Genomic DNA, 18933 nt, shown 5'->3' with positions numbered 1-18933 from the left:
TCCTGTCAGCCGCCAAAAATTTTCAGGCCGACTACTCCGGCAATGATGCAAGACAGAAAGAATAACTTCGCCGGCTGCCGGCTTTCATTGAAAAACAACATGCCAACCAAAACACTGCCAGCCGCGCCGATTCCGGTCCACACTGCATACCCTGTCCCCAGCTCAATAGTCGTTAAAGCTAATGACAATAGATAAAAGCTGAGCGCACCGGACACAATGGTCAAAGCTGTATATCGTTTCACTTTAAAACCATTCGATAGTTTCATTGTCGTAACAAAAACCACTTCAAATAATCCAGCGACAATCAAAATCAGCCAATCTATCATGACTCCACCCTCTTGCTAGTCGTTTCTTTTCCGTCCAGCACTTTTAGCCCGATAATGCCGAACAGCAGCAAACTTAAAAAGAATAGTTTTTCCAAACTGGCATTTTCGTTAAATACCAAAACTCCCAGAATGGCCGTTCCTACAGCACCGATGCCGGTAAAAACTGCATAGGCTGTACCGATCGGGATTGTCTTCATCGCGATGGCAAACAGCCAAAAGCTGATAACGATAAAAATTAATGTTATGAGAGAAGGAACTAAATTTGTAAAGCCATCAGCAAGCTTCAAGCCAATCGCCCAGACAATTTCCGTAACCCCCGCAATCAAAAGATAAATCCAAGCCACATAATTTCCTTCTTTCATTTTCAGACATGCTTCACTGTCTTACCGCAACTGAAAGTGAGCCCGAAAAAAATGATACCTGTTTCCAGGTATCATTTCCATATTTTTTGTTTTCTGTCATAGATGATCTTGCGTGAAATCCCCTGTTTTGTGTATTCTTCAATATCGGACCAGAACTCGTCCAGAAAGGAAATTTCCTCTACTGGGCGAATATGCAATTCGATGGTGTTTTTAGTTTTTTCGGGGTCTGCCAATGAGATGAGCACGCCTTCACGGTAATTCTTTTTTAAGGATTGCAGAATTTCAGCTGGCAATTCCGGAATCAGATCCTTGGCTTTTCGGCGCCAGAAATTCTGTCCATTCTCTTCCCGGCGAATTAAATACGTAAAGTAATTTCCAACAAGCTCATTCAGGCGTTCTAATCTGCGGAAGTAAATTTTTGTGGTTTCTTCTTCTTCGCTGGATAAATACACAAATTCATTTTGAAGAGTTGAATAGAACGGTGTCTTAACCGGCTCTTTTTTGTGTCCAATATACAATAGTTCAGCTTGCTCCTGAGGTGTCAGAGAATTTAACTGCTTTTCACTTTTAAAATCAATCCAGCAAAATTCGCTTTTTTTGTTTGCCCGCGCTTTCCGCAACTGTCCAAACTCTTCCTGTGTAGCGAATTCCATGTGAGTGTGCATGTTAAAAGACGCATCTTCATATGGGTGTTTTAACAGCAGCAGGTTTTTAGGCAATTTCATGGCATCCAAAAAATGGGCAAAGGTAAGTCCGCTGAATAAGGCAAACTGATCAGATTCGTTTAGATAAATGTACAAATGCTGTATGTACGCATCCGTGTTCAACGGTTTTTTTACCATATCCCCCACTCCATTCCATTCCATTTACTATTATACGACCAAAAGAGTTAAATATGAAACATACCTGCTCCGAATGCGTCATTACTTTTGTCATGCGCATATTACAGATATATACGTTATAATAGTTTTCGACTCATAATAATAAAAAGTACAGGTGAAATTACATGCAAACTAACAAAAGCTTTACCGACCGAATCGATTGGTCGCTGGCTTTCATCTTATTTCTGTTCTTTATCGTCAGTCTGGTGGCTATTTCTTCTGCACAGACTTCCGGTCAGTATTTAACGAATTTCGTTCCAAGGCAAGCTGTGTTTTACATCATTTCTATCGCAATGATCGGAGTTTTGATGTATTTTGACCCTGAGCAATATAAAAAGATGGCTTATTATTTATACGGTTTCGGTGTCTTCCTGCTCGTCCTGTTAATGATTTCGCCAGACGGTGTAGGGCAGATTGCTGAACCGGTCAACGGCGCAAAAGCCTGGTTCCATACGCCGTTTGTTAATATTCAGCCGGCTGAATTCATGAAAACCTTCTATATATTAGCACTCGCAAAAATGATTTCTTCCCATCATGAACAAAACCTGTTGAAAACCATTAAATCTGATTTTTATTTACTGGGAAAAATCGCCCTTTGTCTGGTCATTCCACTAGGCTTTATCCTTCTGCAGCCGGATCTTGGGACTGCTCTCGTGTTTATCGCTATCACTTTGGCTATAGTAGTGGTTTCAGGAATTTCCTGGAAAATCATCGTGCCGAGCTTTGGCGGAGTTGCCGTCGTTGGTGCCTTGTTGCTGTGGATGACTATCAATGCGCAGAACTTCCTGTCTAACGCCTTTGGTTTGAAGCCCTATATGTTTGAACGTATTTATACGTGGCTCGATCCCTATTCCTATGCAGAATCCGGGGGATACAACCTGATTGCCGCAATGAATGCCATCGGATCGGGAGAAGTCTTTGGAAAAGGTTACCAGGGACGACAAGTTTATGTACCGGAAAACCATACAGATTTTATCTTCACGGTTATTTCAGAAGACTTCGGGTTTATCGGAGCTAGCGCCGTCATCATCTTATTCTTCATGTTGATTTATCACTTGACGAAAATCACATTGCAGTTCAAGGACACATTCAGCACGTATGTATGCGCAGGGATTATCGCCATGATTACCTTTCACGTATTCCAGAATATTGGCATGACAATTCAACTTTTACCCATCACCGGCATTCCGCTTCCTTTTATCAGCTATGGAGGCAGTTCGCTGATCGGCAACATGCTGGCACTCGGAATTGTCTTCAGCATGAAATTCCATCATAAAAATTATATGTTCGATAAAAACAAACAATAAAAACTCCGACGTCCTACGTCGGAGTTTTTATTGTTGAGAATGCGCTTGAATTGGTTGAGGCAAGGCAATCGCTTTAATTAATTCAACGCGGGATTTTGTGATTTTTGCTTGGATTCCAAGTTTCGATAAGTTTGAAACAATAGTGCGAACATCTACGTTTTTCGCCATCCATATCACCTCTTTGTATTTTTCGTTACTTATTAGAGACGTATTTGAACTTGCCTTGTTTCGAGGACAAGTTATAAATTGTTGACTTTTCTGTGTCTATGTTTATAATACCATCATTTCATGATTTTAAACTTATCATTTTGATGACAATTATGAATATGGTGTAAATCGATTGATTTGCATACCCCTAAGAGGTATGCTACAATCAGAAATAAGGATAGGAGGATCTTCAGATGAGCGAATTGATTGAAGAAACCTTTGCACTGGACAACTCTTGCCGAAAAAGCCACCACCCCCTTTCCGTCAAACGGGATTTGTCCAATCGGTTGAACCGGGTGGAAGGACAGATACGCGGTATTAAAGGCATGGTGGAAAAAGATGTTTATTGCGATGATATCATCACGCAGCTTGCCGCCACACAGTCGGCATTAAACAGTGTCACCAAAGTTTTGCTAGAAGGCCATTTGAAGGGCTGCGTCAAAGATCGCCTGGAAAATGGCGAAGAAGAAGTATTAGATGAATTACTTATCACCATCCAAAAAATGATGCGTAAATAAAAGGAGGAATTTTTCATGAAAGAACAAATCAACCTACAGGTTAGCGGCATGACATGCCAGCATTGCGTGAGTTCAGTAAAAGACAGCGTCATGGCTTTACCAGGAGTCGACAAAGTGGAGGTCTCTCTGGAAAACGGTTCTGTTGACATCGCTTACGATACTTCGGCAGTAGAAGTCAGTCAAATTGCAGAAGCAATCGAAGATCAAGGATACGATGTTGCCACTTTAAGTGAATAGTGAATAGCTGCGGAAACGCAGTTATTTTTTTCAAAATAATATACCCCTAATAGGTATACAATCTCAAAAAAGGCGGGATTACTATGAGCACCAAACAAACTGAATTGGCGATTACCGGCATGACTTGTGCTGCATGCGCCAATCGCGTTGAAAAAGGACTTCAAAAATTGCCAGGCGTTTCGGAAGCTAGCGTTAATTTCGCCACTGAGAAAGCTTCCGTGATTTTTGATGACCAGCAGGCTTCCATGACTGATGTACAAAAAAAAGTAGAACAATTAGGATATGGTATCCAGCAGGAAGAAGTCGATTTTTCCATACAGGGCATGACTTGCGCCAATTGTTCGGCACGTATTGAAAAAGTTTTGAATAAAATGGAAGGCGTTCAACTGGCCAATATCAATTTGGCAATGGAAACCGGCCATGTATCGTATAGTCCTAACACTGTCACTCCTGAGGATTTTGTCAAACGGATTCAGTCATTAGGCTATGATGCTGTGCTCAACCAGGAAACCGAAGAAGCAACAGATCACAAGAAACAAGAAATTAAAAAGAAAACACGCCTGTTCTGGATTTCTGCTGCACTTTCCTTTCCATTGCTGTGGACCATGTTCAGCCACTTTTCCTTTACGTCCTGGATGTATGTACCTGACATCTTGATGAATCCACTTGTCCAATGGGCATTGGCAACACCCGTCCAATTTTGGATTGGCGCTTCTTTCTATAAAGGTGCATATTTCGCTTTGAAAAACAAATCTGCCAACATGGACGTTCTGGTCGCACTCGGGACATCAGCCGCTTATTTCTATAGTGTTTATCTGGTTCTGGCTAATTGGAGTATGAACCACAATATGGGGCTGTATTTTGAAACCAGTGCCGTTTTGATCACACTGATTATTTTAGGAAAAGTTTTTGAAGCAAGAGCTAAAGGCCGTTCTTCTGATGCCATCAAAAAGCTGATGAAGCTGCAGCCCCAACATGCATTGGTTGAACGCCGAGGTGAATTCATCAGCCTACCAATTTCTGAGGTTAACACCGGAGATATCCTGCTGATTAAACCAGGAGCATCCATCCCGGTCGATGCCGCTGTCCTTTCCGGCAACTCGGCCGTTGATGAATCCATGCTGACTGGTGAAAGTTTGCCGGTCGATAAAGAAACGGGTGACGCGGTATTCGCTGCAACCGTCAATTCTAACGGCTCGCTCCGTGTACGCGCCGATAAAATCGGCAAAGATACGGTTCTATCGAATATCATCCGCGTTGTCGAACAGGCGCAAGGCTCCAAAGCGCCGATTCAACGTCTCGCTGACAAAATCTCCAGCATCTTTGTTCCGATTGTCGTGGGCATTGCCATTGTTACGTTTGTCGTCTGGTATTTCCTGGTTGCACCCGGTAACTTTGCGGCTGCACTTGAAAGTACCATCGCGGTTCTGGTCATTGCCTGCCCTTGTGCACTCGGCTTGGCTACACCGACATCGATTATGGCTGGCTCCGGGCGGGCTGCCGAGCAAGGTGTTCTGTTCAAAACAGCAGAATCCTTGGAGAATACTAAACACGTCGACACTATTGTGCTGGATAAAACAGGCACCATCACCAACGGGCGCCCTGTCGTAACGGACTTTATTCCAGCGGACCATTTTGAATTATCGGAATTGAAGAATTTAGCAGCCAGTGCGGAAAGTCAATCTGAGCACCCAGTGGCACAGGCCATCTCCGAGTTTGGCGAATCAAACCTAAGCGTCAGGTCTTTTGAAGCGGTGCCAGGTCACGGCATCCGGGCTACAGTAGCCGACCGGAAAGTAGTCATGGGAAATCGCCGCTTGATGGAGGGGCTCACAATTGACGAAGCTCAGGCTGAGGCTTTTGAACGTGACGGCAAAACTGTCATGTTCATCGCAGTGGATGGCCAATACAGTGGACTCGTTGCTGTTGCCGATACCATTAAAGAAACGGCCAAACAAGCAATTCAAGAAATGAAGAATATGGGATTACATGTCGTCATGTTAACAGGAGACCAGGAACGGACAGCATTGGCAATTGCCAAACAAGTTGGAATCGATGAAGTTTTTGCAGGCGTCCTTCCGGCTGAAAAAGCGGATGTTGTCCTCAAGCTTCAAGGGCAGGGCCGCCGCGTCGCGATGGCAGGAGATGGGTTGAACGACGCACCCGCACTCGCCAGCGCGGATGTGGGCATGGCAATGGGCACTGGAACGGCCATCGCCATGGAAGCCGCTGACATCACCTTAATGCAAGGCGACTTGATGCGGGTTGTTGATGCTATCCAACTGAGCCGGCTGACTGTTCGTAACATCAAGCAGAACCTATTCTGGGCACTTGCTTATAACTCAATCGGCATTCCTATTGCCGCAGCAGGCTTTCTTGCTCCTTGGCTTGCCGGTGCAGCTATGGCGTTCAGCTCCGTATCAGTTGTCATGAACGCATTGCGTCTCCAACGTGTAAAATTAAACAAATAATGATCCATTTGCTGAGAGGTCCAAAAATGGGCCTCTTTTTTGCTGTCATTGTTCTTAAGATGAAACAAGGGTAAAATAAGGGCATATTCTTTTGAGAAAGCAGGAATTCATTATTATGAAAAAAACTATTTTACTGCTGATGTCCGTTCAATTTTTCGTTTACCTAGGATTCGGCATTATCATACCCATTTTACCCGAGGTCGTCGTTCAGCAAGGCTACTCGGAAATTCACGTCGGTGGACTAATCACTATCTATGCCTTGTCTTCTTTTTTCACCGCACCACTTTGGGGAAAGCTTTCCGACAGAACCGGACGCAAAAAGCTCATTCTTTTGGGTCTAGCCGGTTTTAGTTTGAGTTTCTTCTTATTTTCGCTATTTCTCGATAACCTGGTTCTGTTGTATCTTTCACGCATTGTTGGCGGCTTATTCTCCGGCGCACTTTATACTGCTGTGACAGGTTACGTAGCAGACATCACGACAAATGAAGATCGCAATAAATACATGGGTTTTCTGGGTATGTCAATCGGTCTTGGATTTATTTTCGGACCTGCAATCGGAGGTTTGCTCGGAGCGGTGTCGCTTTCTTTGCCGTTCACAGTGTCTGCAGTCCTGGTTTTACTGTTGATGGGTTATGCAAGCCTCGTCTTAAAAGAACCTGTTCGTAAAGGCGAAGCAACAAAGCGTGCAATTTTGCCAAAAGGCTCCAGCACACTTTGGCAATTCCGTATCCGTTACTTGTTTTTAATGTCCTTTATGGTAACCGTTCTACTGGCAGGATTAGAATCCACTTTCCAACTGTTTCAAATCGATCAAATTAGCATTACGCCGCTTCAGCTTGGCTACTTATTTATCGCTAGCGGACTAGTTGATGCTACGATTCAAGGCGGCGTCGTACGCCGAATAAAAAATGGTGCTGAAACAAAATGGATCATTGGTGCTCAATTTGTTACGGCTTTTGGTTTAGTACTTCTGCCCTTCACTAGCAGCCTAATCTTCGCAGGTGTTGCACTGAGCATCTTTACTGCCGGTAATGCTCTTTCACGTACCGCATTGGTGTCGCTAACTTCAAAAGAATCAGGCGGCAAATATGGCACGGCTGCTGGTTTGACTTATTCAATGGATAACCTCGGTCGTATCATTGGACCTTTAGCATTTACGTGGCTTCTAACGATGCAAGCTGGAAGTATTTATTATTTATCAGCTGCTTTAGCGATAGCCAGCATTTTGCTAATCATGTTGTTTAAGGCTTCTACCAAATCCTTGGCAACGACAAAAAAAGCCAGCGCTTCTGCGTAATTGGCAATTTCACTTAGTATGAGCATCGCTTCTAGCGGTGCTTTTTTCATGGTCGAATTTCTTCTAGCTACACAAACAAAATGATTAGCCACAATAAATGAAGCAGGAGAATGCCGGAATAAAGCAAGTTTACGAAAAAAAGCGCATACCGCCACATGCGGGATTGAATCTCAATGAATGGTGTAAAGAGAAAGCTGAAGAGACAGAAGGACAACAAGATTTTGATACCGAGGAGGGCTAAGGGAGACAACGATACTAATAATGGATTGGCTTCATTTATAACACCAAACGAAAGACCTATATAGGTCAATAAACCATCGAAAAAATTCAAAATAACTAAGCTCCAGACATATTTTCTTAACGGTGTACTTTGCTGATCAGTCCTCATGCTTCACACCCCATTTACTAGAAATACATGACCTTAGTAATGGGTTACCCTTAAATCTAAATTTTCAGACAATAAAAACAGGTATTTTTTCATATATTTTTTTGTACAACTAGTAATAAGAAGTGGATTCCATTAAAAACGAGAAAGCAACCGGATAATCCCTTCTCGTTTAATTATATAAGTTCACCATTTACGCCTGTTGAAGTGGCAGTGCAGCTTCTTTCATAACTGATCGGCGCATCAACTAACTAGTTAATGCAATCAAGCAAATACTACTTGCTTCCACAATGTATTGTGCAGGGAAAATATCATAAAGTAAGCTAAACAGTAAATACCCAAGTGCATAATTGCCATATAAAAGAAGCTTTAGAATGGCTGAAAAAACATGAACTTCAGGAATTTCTCCACCATCCATATGATTTGTCTTTGCATTATGAAAAAGATGCTTACATGGCACTGATTTACCAAGAACTTGGCGACAAAGAACTCACAGTAAAACACACGACTAATGCTAAAGATTTGATTGAACCTATACCTAATTTCCCTCATAAAGCATTTGTTCTAAAGGTGTACAAAAAATAACCGCATAGCAAAAGCCCATCAGTCTTAATGATGGGCTTTTGCTTTTGCATGGTAGCGCTGATAGATATCGTAAAACGCGAGAAAATGCTGCCAGTCTTTTTCGAACTCGGGTTGAATGCAAGAAACCTGGAACAGCTGACGCGTTTTCAAATAACCACTGGCAGAATGCAACTCAAATCCTGAAAGATGAGCATCTTCGACTAAAAACTGAATATCTTCTACTGCTTTAAACGTGCGGGACGTCGGGTAGCCAGCGGCCAAGTTTGGCCAGTCTTTCGTATCTTCTTGCAATTTTTTGACATGCTGGTTTAATGTTTCGTAACGTGCGGGATAAGCTCCTAATGCACAGCGCAAGCTTTCTAATAAACTTGCAGAAAACGTAAACGGAATGTCTGTCGCGTAAAGCCCAAGATCCAAATAACTTGGCAAACTGCCGTCTGGATCAATGGGATGGCTAGCAAAGACAATGGCAACACCACTTAATGTGCCAAGTGCTTTGCCACTCGTTGCTGTCGCAAGCCATATATCTTCTAGTGAAAACGGCACAGCACCAAAGCTACTAATGCAATCTAGACACAACTTGACGTCTTGTCTTTTGCAAATATCAGCTAATGCACGAAAGTCATTTAATTGACCTGTAGACGTTTCACCATGCGCCATCAAAACCCAGCCAAAGCCTCCTTGTTCCAGCTGTTCCGCTATTTTTTCTGTCCGAAAAGCTTGTCCCCATGATTCTTCTACTAGCTCAAACTCCAAGCTCCATCGCTGCGCTTGTTGGACTAATCGTTTGCCGAATTCCCCATTTACTAAAATCAGTCCTTTTGAATTTAGCCCCTTTATTTGTGCGAGCATTGCTTCGTTTGCTAACGTGCCACTTCCCGAAAGTAAATGAGGGGTCATTCCTGTCATTTCTTCGAGCATGCGGTCTACTTCTTGTCGAACTTCACGGAAAGCGGCCGACCTGTGAGAAATAGGTGCTTCTTGAAACGGAGCAGCGAGTTGGGCAGTTAACGCGACGGGACCAGGTAAAAACAAGCGACGTTTTGTTTGTAACCTCGCTGCGACAGAGTCATTGTACTGACGACGTGTCGTGACCATCGGAATAAAAACAGCTTCTCCTATCCCTACTGGTTCCGCAAACGCTCGAAACCCTAGTTGTCCGTAAAGTTTCAACTGACGGACTGTTCCAGAAATCACTGCAGAGTCAAACCCTTGTTCGAGGCAATAATCAGATAAGGCTCGTGCCAAAAGGAAAAAAACACGTCCATTGCGATGTTCTTTGCGTACAGCGAGCAAACGGATTTCACAAACCTTGCCGGCATCTGGTAGAAACTCTTCAATTGATCCGATCTTGAGGTCCAAAGAAAAAGGGCGTTCAGAGCGTAAAGCAATCATTCCGACCACTTCTATTCCAGATAGCACAATCAAATAAGTGTTTTGCGCATGATATAGATCGGTACGCATTCCACTACCATTTGCTTCATGTTGAGGAATCTCCTCTACAAAGGTCTCATAGTTTAAACGTGCGATTCCATCAAATTCCGACTCGGTTCGAGCGACTTTGCACCAATACATAATCTTCCGCCTCCTTTTAGCTCCTGAACGCATCTTCTACTTGATAAAGACTCAAATCGATATCAACGGTTTCCCCGAGTGCCAACTTCGCAAGTTGGCCACCGAGATATGGGCCAGCAGTCAGACCCGAAGCGCCAAGTCCATTCGCTGCAAAAAAGCTTGGGTAGCCAGGAACTTGACCGATAAACGGCAACGCACTTGTGGTAGCAGGACGAAATCCAGTGGCAGCGCCGGCCATTTCCGTTTGGCCAAGTCCAGGCGCTGCTTGTAATGTTTTATCCAGAATGTGGTGAATACCGCCCGCCGTTAATTTGTCATCAAAGCCTACACCATTTTCATGGGTAGCTCCAGCAACAATTCTGCCGCTCGCAAAAGGCACAATGTATTGACCGTAAGGAACCATGGCAACTGGCCAATCGCCTGTAGTCGGGTCATCTGCTTGCAACTGAAGGATTTGAGCTTTTTGCGGCACAATGTCTAAATCCAATCCCAATGGCTTGAACAGCTCCGCTGCCCAAGCACCTCCTGTCGAGACGACTCGGTCGGCCAATAAATGCTGGCCGTTCATGTTAACTCCAACAACACACGAACTCTCAATCAATAGTTCAGCATCACCTGTCAGACGTTTCGCTCCCAGTTTGACGGCCGCAGAAATTAAGGCATCGCGAATGGCTTGGCCATCGACGCGAGCAGCTCCACTGACCCACAAAGATCCATATTCTTCCGTTGCAAATGGAAAAAGCAGTCTCGTTTCATCTGGCGATAATCTCTTGATGTCGCCCATTTCGGGTGCATCCAACCGTCGTTCGCGAGCCTTTTGCTCCATTTTGTCGAGCTTGCTGTCTTCGTGGATACTAACAATGCCAACTTGTTTGTAGCCCGTATCCTTCTCACCTAAAGCTTCAAGCTCACCAATCAATTCCGGATAATACTTGGCACCATTTTTCGCCAAACCGTACCAGGCTTTATTTCTGCGTTGTGAAATCCATGGGCAAACGATTCCAGCTGCAGCTCCCGTTGCCTGCCCTTTATCTCCCCGGTCTATTAATGACACCGATGCTCCTGCCTTCGCCGCATGATACGCCGTAGAGGCTCCCAAAATTCCTGACCCGATAATAATCAATGATTTCATTTAAACACCCAGTTTCACAAAGTCTTGTGTCTCTATTCTAATCCAGTCAGCTATGAGACTCAAATCCATCTCACGAATTTGTCAGCTAGGCGGATTCGAATTTAGATTTTGGGGTAAAGTTACAATAGGAAGTCAGCGGAAGTTTACTAGAGGAGGAATTATTCTTATGGAAAGAAGTTCAGCAACCGAAAGCATTTTGCCCATGACATCTATTCGTAGCGGCTCAGGAACCGAAATTGCTCCAGATGTTTATTGCTATACGGTCCAGGTGGCAAATGTTTTTCTTATTGGCAATCCCAACATCAGCAACGAATGGGTGTTGATTGATGCAGGCATGCCACATTCCGCAGAAAAAATACTGAAAGTGGCTGAAAATCGTTTTGGACCCGATCATCAATTAAAGGCCATCATTTTGACGCATGGCCATTTCGATCATGTTGGCGGACTAATCGATATTTTGGAGCAATATAAAGTTCCAGTCTATGCGCATCCGCTTGAATTCTCCTATTTGACAGGCATAACCGATTATCCGCAGCCCGATCATTCCGTCGAAGGCGGCATGGTGGCCAAAATATCGAAAATTTTCCCTATCAAAGCTATCGACATTTCTGCGCATATTCATGAATTGCCATCAGACAGCAGCGTACCAGAAATGCCGGACTGGAAATGGATTCATACGCCTGGCCACTCAGAAGGCCATATCTCATTGTTTCGGGAACAGGGACGCGTACTCATCGCAGGAGATGCTTTTGTGACAGTGAAACAGGACTCGCTTTATAAAGTTTTACGCCAGAAAAAAGAAATTCACGGTCCCCCGGTCTATTTGACGACCAATTGGCGCGCAGCCTGGGAGTCGGTCTGCAAGCTGGCAGATTTGCAGCCTTCCATTGCTGCAACTGGACATGGCAAACCAATGGCGGGTGCAGTTCTCGCAAAAGGATTAGTCGATCTCGCTGAGAATTTCCAACAAACTGCTGTACCCGCTTATGGCAAATACGTCCATACAAAATAAGCTCAGCAATCAGCAGAAACAGTGGGTACTAGTCCCACTGTTTCTGCTTTTTATGCAATTTTTAAAAAATTAGAAAGACAAATGTTTAGTTTTTTAAAGAGATGGGTAAATAAGAAAAGTAGTCTCTGCTCTAACGGGGATGAAAGCAAGACCAAAAAGGAGTTGAGCTTTGATGAGTAAGAAAGCATTATTTATTTCGGATCATGGTGATCCTTTAGCGAAACTCGGTGGCAAACAAGCGGGTGGCCAAAATAATTATGTAAAACAATTAGCGCTTGCATTAGAAAATAAAGGTTGGCAAGTTGATGTCGCCACTCATTGGTGCGATTCTTCAGCTCCTCAAATAGAAACTTTCGGAACCGCATGTCGTGTAGTCAGACTGGAAGCCGGCCATAGAGGTTTTGTTTCAAAAGATGAAATGTACTCCATGCTCCCTGCCTTTTACGAAGAGTTAAAAAGCGCAGTCAGTCTTGAATCCTATGACATTGTCCATACCCACTACTGGCTATCGGGCTTAATCGGCAAAAAACTAAAAAAAGACTTTGGACTGCCCTACGTACACACAGCACATTCACTCGCATGGGCAAAAGAACAAGCGACAGGAGTACACGATCAACGTCGAATCAATGCAGAAGGAGCGATTTTGAGAAATGCTGATCAAGTATTGGCTACCACTAATAATGAAAAGCAATTGATCAAAACTTTTGTTGATTCTCCTTCTCCCATCAAAGTTATCCCCATCGGAGTAGACCAGGCATTCAAAGTGCGTGGCAACCGAACACATTTGCGAAGAAAATTCGGCTACAGCAACCCTCTCTTTGTTTTTGCTGGAAGATTGGAAGTAACCAAGGGTATTTTCACTTTACTCAAAGCTTTTCAATTGCTGGCAGAAAAAACTGGCCCTTCCAACACCCCACATTTAGTCATTGCAGGCGGCGATGCGGAATCCATCGATTTGGAAACCAAATTACCTAAAGACGAAAAGTTACTGGAGGCCATCAAAGGGATCGAGAACCGAGTTGAATTTTTGGGGCCGCAGTCTCAAGATGAGCTAGCCTTATTATTTAATTCAGCTACAGCAACGATTGTGCCTAGCTTCTATGAATCATTTGGTATGGTTGCTGCAGAAGCTCAGGCTTGTGGCAGTCCAATTATTGCGTCAGATGTTGGCGGACTGAAAAATGTTGTTCAAGACGGAATTACGGGGCTACTCGTTGAGACGAAAAATGAGATCGACTTGGCAATCGCCATGGAAGTGTTGTCAGCGAACTCGCTATTAACTGAACGATTAAGCCGCCAAGCCGTACAAATTGCTCGTAAAGACTTTGACTGGGATTCAATTTCCGCTCGAATAAATTCATTGTATGAGGTGATCATTGGTGCACGGAGCAACGCATTTGTTAGCAACAGATTTAGACGGGACACTAGTCGGTGATAAGTTTAGTTTAATGGCGCTGTTGGATTTCTATGGCACCCGAACTTACAAGGTGTCGCTAATCTATATTACCGGCCGTCATTATCAATCTGCTTTATCACTTATAGCAAAAGAAAATCTGCCGGTTCCCCAAGTGCTAATCACAGACGTGGGAACCGGCATTTACACCGGCGATTCTTTGCAACAAGAAATGGCATGGACTGAACAACTAGAACAAGCTTGGATGCCTGACAAGATAGACTCTGTTGCTAGCCAGATTTCAGGATTGGTTTCTCAGAATCTGCCGATTGCTAATCGTTGTTCCTATTTCGCCTCTGATTCTGCTATTGTAGAAGTGTTTCGTGCAGAGCTGGATAAAGCGGGCATTCCACACAAGTTGATTTACAGCGGTGGACGTGATGTTGATATTCTCCCGATTGGAAGCGGCAAAGGACAAGCTCTTCAATATATCTTAGATAAGTACAACCTATCGGAAGCAAAGTTGCTGGTTGCCGGCGATTCCGGAAATGATGTAGAGATGCTCACTATGGGCTTCCCTTCTGTCATTGTTGGAAATGCGCAGCCTGAACTGCTTGAACAGGCTGAACATCCGTCCATTTATCGGGCCCAAAAAAAATATGCCGGCGGTATCCATGAAGCATGGAGCCATTTCTATACGGATTAAACTCTTCCCCTTTGAGCATGAAAAATTTGTTCATGGGGATTATTTTTTCCTCAAAGAACAAGCTTGCATGGTAATCGTTTGTTTTTTGTCCTATATAGTTTATATTTAGTAAGAAGCCATTTTAGAATGAGAAGTTTTTATACATAATAGTATGTAACGTCAATCCACAACAGGAGGAAATTGAGATGAGCAAAGTTTCGAATCTACAAAAAGAGTCCTTGGTTATGCTAAAAGAAACAAGCCGGACCTTTTTCATCCCAATCAGCTTTTTGGAACCAACTTTAAAGAAAACTGTCGGCTCTGCTTACCTTTGCATGCGGGCGATTGATGAAATTGAAGATCATCCAGAGTTGGAAGACCAGATAAAAATCAAGCTGCTAAGCAGTATTCAAAAGATGCTGGCTACAGATTTTGATGAAGCGTACTATTTGGAACTCGTCACTCCCTATGAGCAGTTTCTTCCTCCTGTCACTATGCGCTTAGCTGACTGGATTAGCGTATGCCCTGAAGATATAAAGGGAAAAGTGATGGAATCCACCGCCATTATGGCGGGCGGCATGTCCAAATGGGTGGAAAAAGATTGGGTTATCAAGACGAAAGAAGATCTGGATGAATATACCTATTACGTAGCTGGTCTTGTTGGCACCATGCTATCAGACATCTGGTACTGGTATGATGGCACTGAAACAGATCCAGACCATGCCATTGCCTTTGGCCGCGGGTTACAGGCGGTCAACATGCTGCGGAATTACGATGAGGATTTTGAGCGAGGCGTAACATTCGTGCCAGAAGGATGGACACGCGAGGATATGTTCAACTATGCTAAAGACAATTTGGCAAAAGCCGACCTCTATGTTAAACCGATCAAAAATAAACGGATTCTCATGTTCTGCAAAGTACCTTTAGCCTTAGCCCACAATACTTTAAAAGCATTGAAATCCGGCAAAGAAAAAATGAGTCGCCAAGAAGTTGAAGGTATCGTCGAACAGTTAAAACAAGAAGAACGCTTAAGTTAAATTTATCCGGCCCAGCTTTATTGAGAGGTCGGATTTTTTTGAATCGTAATGCAAGATTTGTGAAATTTAGGAATTTTACTCTATTTCGCTTATAAAGAGTCAACTAATGACTTTTACCTATCAATATGCCGCAGCAAGTTATGGAGAACTCCGTACTTCTTCGTTATTACGCCAGCTTAGGCAAGATGATTGAACTTTCACTTTCTTAGTATGGGCTACGTCCAAAGCAATTAATTAGAATGATCGGTAAAAGTCGATTTGCTCAGTTCAGCTTATACAAGATTTGCAAGTTAGGGGGACTCCAATGACTGTTACTATTTTCAGTATTTTCACTGCTGCGATTTTTATTTTCAATATCATTCTTGCAGCGGCTCTTGTATTTCTTGAAAGACGGGATGCCTCTTCTACGTGGGCTTGGTTACTGGTATTGTTTTTCATTCCAATTTTCGGCTTCTTTATTTACTTGCTTTTAGGCAGACGTTTACGTAAAAAAACACTTTTTAAGTGGAAAGGCAATAAAAGGATTGGGATTGAAAGCCTAATTGCTCAACAAATGAATGAGTTGCACGATAACAGCTTTGCATTTAAAGATTACAATACAAAAAAATACAAAGATTTGATTTACCTGCACCTGCGGAACAATGGCGCTTTGCTGACTCAAGACAACAGTGTCCAAATATTCAATGATGGTCGCGAAAAATTCAATTCGCTCATAAAGGATATTGAACAAGCCACAAATCATATTCACATCCAATACTATATTTTCCGACTGGACGAGTTGGGCACACGGATTGTCAATGCCTTAACCGAGAAGGCAAAAGAAGGTGTCAAAGTGCGCTTACTTTATGACGATATGGGCTCACGCAGCTTGAGTAAACGGCATTTCAAGCAACTTATAGAAGCCGGTGGAGAAGTTGAAACCTTCTTCCCTTCAATTTTGCCGATTATCAATCCACGTTTGAATTACCGAAATCATCGGAAAATCTCAGTAATTGACGGCCAGGTCGGTTATATCGGTGGCTTTAACGTGGGTGATGAGTACATTGGATTAAGCCGCAAATTCGGCTATTGGCGGGATACACATCTGCGCATCGAGGGCAGCGCACTTCATCCTTTGCAAACACGCTTTGTTCGTGACTGGAATCAGGCATCTACACGCCACGATATCGAGTACGATGAATTCTTCTTCCCAGTTAAACCAGCTAAAGGAAATACCTCCATGCAAATCGTTTCTAGCGGTCCAGACGAAGATTGGGAGCAGATTAAAGACGGTTACCTGAAGCTGATTCACTTAGCAAGAGACTATATTTACATACAAACTCCCTACTTTATACCCGATGCTAGTTTTTATGACGCTATCCGCATTGCAGCCTTATCGGGCATCGACGTACGCATCATGATCCCAAACAAACCGGATCACCCTTTCGTCTACTGGGCTACCTATTCCTATGCTGGCCAAATGTTACGAGCAGGAGCACGCGTTTTTATTTACGATAATGGCTTTTTGCACACCAAAATGATTGTGACAGACAATAAGGCATCCACTGTTGGCACTGCCAATATTGATGTTAGAAGCTTTAAATTGAACTTTGAAGTGAATGCCTTCATTTACGATGAAAAGATATCTACTGATCTTGCAGAACTCTTCCATCGAGATGTGAAGCTTTCGACTGAATTGACTTACGAAATGTATTTAGATCGTACGCGAATGATCAAAACCAAAGAATCAATCGCTCGCCTGCTGGCACCTATCTTATGATGAAAGTGGAATGGTTTCGCAAACCCTGAGTAGTAGGATTTTGCCCATAGAAAAACGTCTCCGAGAACAACGGAGACGCTTTTTTTCTTAAATTCCTAAATACTCTTCCAAGGTAATGTCTTTTTGATAAATTTCTGTGGCAATATCTTTGCCGACATAACGAAAATGCCAGGATTCATGCATATAGCCTGTGATTTGTTCGCTGCCTTCTGGATAGCGCAGAATAAAACCGTATTTATGGGCATTAGTTGCCAGCCATTTGCCGCCTGTGGTATCACCAAAGGAAGCAGAAGCCCAATGCTGTTCCAGTCCGGCTTCGCCGATATCAAATGCAAGACCCGTCTGATGTTCGGAATAGCCAGGGCGCGCGCTGTATCGGTCTGCTGCTTGCTGGCCATCCTTCGCTACATAGCCTTCATACAATTGTTTTTGCCTTGCAAAATCCCGATAGGTGCTAAATGCCGACAGATTGAGGCCAGCTTCAGCGGCAGCGGATTTCATCGTTTCAAAAGCTGTACGCGCTTCCGCCACTTCTCCTGGCGCATAAGTTTCAGGCAATGGATGCTGCTTGTTCGCAAGCAGCACGCCATTTATCAAGGTTGGTTGTGAAGGTAATTTACTGTTTTCCGGATAGACCGTAGCATCCGGTGTCTTCTCTACTGCAGGCTCTTCTTCTGCCGCCGGTTGTTCTTCCGACGTTTCCGGCTCTTCGGGTTCAGTTGGCACTGCCACTTCCTCCTTCGGTATTTCTGTAGTCGGCTCTTCAATCGCCACAGCCTCAGCCAATGCTTTCATGCTTTGCTCCACATCCCAATCGTGCATGTAAAACCATACTGCTGCAAGAGTAGCCATAATTGCTGACATGGAAATCACCATCCATTTTATATAGAAATTTTTGTTTTTTTGTTTAATTTTATCCATAAAATCCATGCTTGTCCTTCCTTCTGTAAGCTTCCTCATAATTCTACCATTCTTATTGCTGAATTTCTTCTTCAACGAGCAGTATTTTCTCTAAGCCCCCTGGAAATGAACAATATCATCTTAAAACTCTATATGCGTAGTTCTTCAAATTTACTAGTCCCTTTAGCCGTTTCTTGAGATCAATACAGTGATAATCCAAGACACCTTTTCGAAAAGCATCTACTTGTAGGTTATTCCTTCTAATCTGAATCTTTTAGTAGTTTAAAAAAACCATATTTTAATACAACTTGTACAATACCATTTCTTTGACTTTACTTTTCATTGTATGTATTTAACAATATATTTTACATTTAAATTGACCTTAGACCCCCATAAGACTTATATTTTTATCGAACAAATGAGTACAAATACGTAAGGAGTGGAAACGTTGGATCGAATAACAAAATGTGATATCCAGACATTAATGAAACAATTGGATACACTACTCGAAGAACGAATGAAAGAAAAGTACGAATATACAAAAAAAGCACACTCTCAATAACTGAGAATGCGCTGTTTTTTCATTACTATACCAGAATAGTTGCCAGTACGACAAAAAACAGAACGCCAAAAATGATGGTCATGACGAGCATCCACTTGGCTTCTCGGTGCATGCCAAGCGTCTTCATATGGCGATAACGAAAGCTGTTGGTCAAGACGAACAGCATAGTCATGAACAGCACAGCTACGTCAAGATATCCGAATACCAGAAAAGTTAATGCGGTGACACTTAAAAGCGCAATTCCGATCCCTTGCACGAGTTTCATATTCACGTAAGCATCTCCCCAAAAAGAAAGCCGGCAA

At 43.2% G+C, this 18933-nt stretch carries 20 protein-coding genes; 11 read left to right on the top strand and 9 right to left on the bottom strand.

Translation table 11 applies throughout. The features are described 5' to 3' along the window. Nucleotides 1–5 precede the first annotated feature (5 nt). The 3 genes from BBH88_RS02825 to BBH88_RS02815 form a co-directional block, all read right to left on the bottom strand. Nucleotides 6–323 carry a DMT family transporter gene (locus BBH88_RS02825; RefSeq protein ID WP_040852450.1) on the bottom strand — a complete coding sequence of 106 codons (318 nt, stop codon included), beginning with the start codon at nucleotides 321–323 and terminating at the stop codon, nucleotides 6–8. After that, nucleotides 323–670 carry a DMT family transporter gene (locus BBH88_RS02820; RefSeq protein WP_065536186.1) on the bottom strand — a complete coding sequence of 116 codons (348 nt, stop codon included), beginning with the start codon at nucleotides 668–670 and terminating at the stop codon, nucleotides 323–325. The genes BBH88_RS02825 and BBH88_RS02820 overlap by 1 nt, the downstream gene beginning before the upstream one ends. An 89-nt stretch (nucleotides 671–759) precedes the next feature. Continuing rightward, complete coding sequence (locus BBH88_RS02815) at nucleotides 760–1530, bottom strand: hypothetical protein (RefSeq protein WP_006830200.1); 771 nt, start codon at nucleotides 1528–1530, stop codon at nucleotides 760–762. A 164-nt stretch (nucleotides 1531–1694) separates the two neighbouring features. Here BBH88_RS02815 and BBH88_RS02810 point away from each other — a divergent pair, with 164 nt between their 5' ends. Then, nucleotides 1695–2876 carry an FtsW/RodA/SpoVE family cell cycle protein gene (locus BBH88_RS02810; protein WP_006830201.1) on the top strand — a complete coding sequence of 394 codons (1182 nt, stop codon included), beginning with the start codon at nucleotides 1695–1697 and terminating at the stop codon, nucleotides 2874–2876. Nucleotides 2877–2903: 27 nt separating this feature from the next. On the opposite strand, the gene BBH88_RS19350 is transcribed toward BBH88_RS02810, so the two are convergent. Next, entirely contained in the window at nucleotides 2904–3044 is a 141-nt protein-coding gene (locus BBH88_RS19350) for an Lmo0850 family protein (protein ID WP_006830202.1), read from the bottom strand. Between the two features lie 233 nt (nucleotides 3045–3277). Between BBH88_RS19350 and BBH88_RS02805 the strand changes: the two genes are divergently transcribed. The 4 genes from BBH88_RS02805 to BBH88_RS02790 all read left to right on the top strand — a co-directional run bounded on the left by BBH88_RS02805 (nucleotide 3278) and on the right by BBH88_RS02790 (nucleotide 7606). Beyond that, nucleotides 3278–3601, top strand: coding sequence for a metal-sensitive transcriptional regulator (locus BBH88_RS02805; RefSeq protein ID WP_006830203.1), 324 nt, complete (start codon nucleotides 3278–3280; stop codon nucleotides 3599–3601). Nucleotides 3602–3616: 15 nt separating this feature from the next. Then, nucleotides 3617–3838 (top strand): copper chaperone CopZ, encoded by a 222-nt coding sequence (gene copZ / locus BBH88_RS02800; RefSeq protein ID WP_006830204.1) that lies wholly within the window; start codon nucleotides 3617–3619, stop codon nucleotides 3836–3838. Between the two features lie 83 nt (nucleotides 3839–3921). Continuing rightward, nucleotides 3922–6309: a heavy metal translocating P-type ATPase gene (locus BBH88_RS02795; RefSeq protein ID WP_065536187.1), complete on the top strand. Its 2388-nt coding sequence runs from the start codon at nucleotides 3922–3924 to the stop codon at nucleotides 6307–6309. Between the two features lie 115 nt (nucleotides 6310–6424). Continuing rightward, entirely contained in the window at nucleotides 6425–7606 is a 1182-nt protein-coding gene (locus BBH88_RS02790; protein WP_006830206.1) for an MFS transporter, read from the top strand. Nucleotides 7607–7673: 67 nt separating this feature from the next. Here the strand turns inward: BBH88_RS02790 and BBH88_RS19975 are convergent, their stop codons facing one another. Then, a complete protein-coding gene (locus BBH88_RS19975; protein ID WP_407946492.1) occupies nucleotides 7674–7994 on the bottom strand; it encodes a DUF5658 family protein in 321 nt (106 codons plus the stop codon). Nucleotides 7995–8333: 339 nt separating this feature from the next. Here BBH88_RS19975 and BBH88_RS02785 point away from each other — a divergent pair, with 339 nt between their 5' ends. After that, nucleotides 8334–8576 (top strand): hypothetical protein, encoded by a 243-nt coding sequence (locus BBH88_RS02785; protein WP_065536188.1) that lies wholly within the window; start codon nucleotides 8334–8336, stop codon nucleotides 8574–8576. A gap of 24 nt (nucleotides 8577–8600) precedes the next feature. On the opposite strand, the gene BBH88_RS02780 is transcribed toward BBH88_RS02785, so the two are convergent. Continuing rightward, nucleotides 8601–10151, bottom strand: coding sequence for a GNAT family N-acetyltransferase (locus tag BBH88_RS02780; RefSeq protein ID WP_065536189.1), 1551 nt, complete (start codon nucleotides 10149–10151; stop codon nucleotides 8601–8603). Between the two features lie 16 nt (nucleotides 10152–10167). Then, nucleotides 10168–11283: an NAD(P)/FAD-dependent oxidoreductase gene (locus BBH88_RS02775; RefSeq protein ID WP_006830209.1), complete on the bottom strand. Its 1116-nt coding sequence runs from the start codon at nucleotides 11281–11283 to the stop codon at nucleotides 10168–10170. A 166-nt stretch (nucleotides 11284–11449) separates the two neighbouring features. Between BBH88_RS02775 and BBH88_RS02770 the strand changes: the two genes are divergently transcribed. The 5 genes from BBH88_RS02770 (at nucleotide 11450) to cls (ending at nucleotide 17169) form a co-directional block, all read left to right on the top strand. Next, on the top strand, nucleotides 11450–12295 hold the full coding sequence (locus BBH88_RS02770; RefSeq protein WP_065536190.1) for an MBL fold metallo-hydrolase: 846 nt from the start codon (nucleotides 11450–11452) through the stop codon (nucleotides 12293–12295). A gap of 172 nt (nucleotides 12296–12467) precedes the next feature. Further along, nucleotides 12468–13730, top strand: a complete 1263-nt coding sequence (locus BBH88_RS02765; protein ID WP_006830212.1) for a glycosyltransferase — start codon at nucleotides 12468–12470, stop codon at nucleotides 13728–13730. Further along, nucleotides 13693–14394, top strand: coding sequence for an HAD-IIB family hydrolase (locus tag BBH88_RS02760; RefSeq protein WP_006830213.1), 702 nt, complete (start codon nucleotides 13693–13695; stop codon nucleotides 14392–14394). The genes BBH88_RS02765 and BBH88_RS02760 overlap by 38 nt, the downstream gene beginning before the upstream one ends. Before the next feature lie 185 nt (nucleotides 14395–14579). Then, nucleotides 14580–15410, top strand: coding sequence for a squalene/phytoene synthase family protein (locus BBH88_RS02755; RefSeq protein ID WP_006830214.1), 831 nt, complete (start codon nucleotides 14580–14582; stop codon nucleotides 15408–15410). A 304-nt stretch (nucleotides 15411–15714) separates the two neighbouring features. Further along, on the top strand, nucleotides 15715–17169 hold the full coding sequence (gene cls, locus BBH88_RS02750; protein WP_006830215.1) for a cardiolipin synthase: 1455 nt from the start codon (nucleotides 15715–15717) through the stop codon (nucleotides 17167–17169). Between the two features lie 87 nt (nucleotides 17170–17256). Here cls and BBH88_RS02745 read toward each other — a convergent pair whose 3' ends face one another. Both BBH88_RS02745 and BBH88_RS02740 read right to left on the bottom strand, forming a co-directional pair. After that, nucleotides 17257–18090, bottom strand: a complete 834-nt coding sequence (locus tag BBH88_RS02745) for a M15 family metallopeptidase (RefSeq protein WP_065537325.1) — start codon at nucleotides 18088–18090, stop codon at nucleotides 17257–17259. Between the two features lie 566 nt (nucleotides 18091–18656). After that, nucleotides 18657–18896: a hypothetical protein gene (locus BBH88_RS02740; protein WP_238323466.1), complete on the bottom strand. Its 240-nt coding sequence runs from the start codon at nucleotides 18894–18896 to the stop codon at nucleotides 18657–18659. Nucleotides 18897–18933 lie beyond the last annotated feature (37 nt).

The organism is Planococcus antarcticus DSM 14505, from assembly GCF_001687565.2.
Classification (GTDB): domain Bacteria; phylum Bacillota; class Bacilli; order Bacillales_A; family Planococcaceae; genus Planococcus; species Planococcus antarcticus.
The sequence above is the reverse complement of the archived record's forward strand: the minus strand, read 5'-3'. Positions and strand labels throughout refer to the sequence as shown.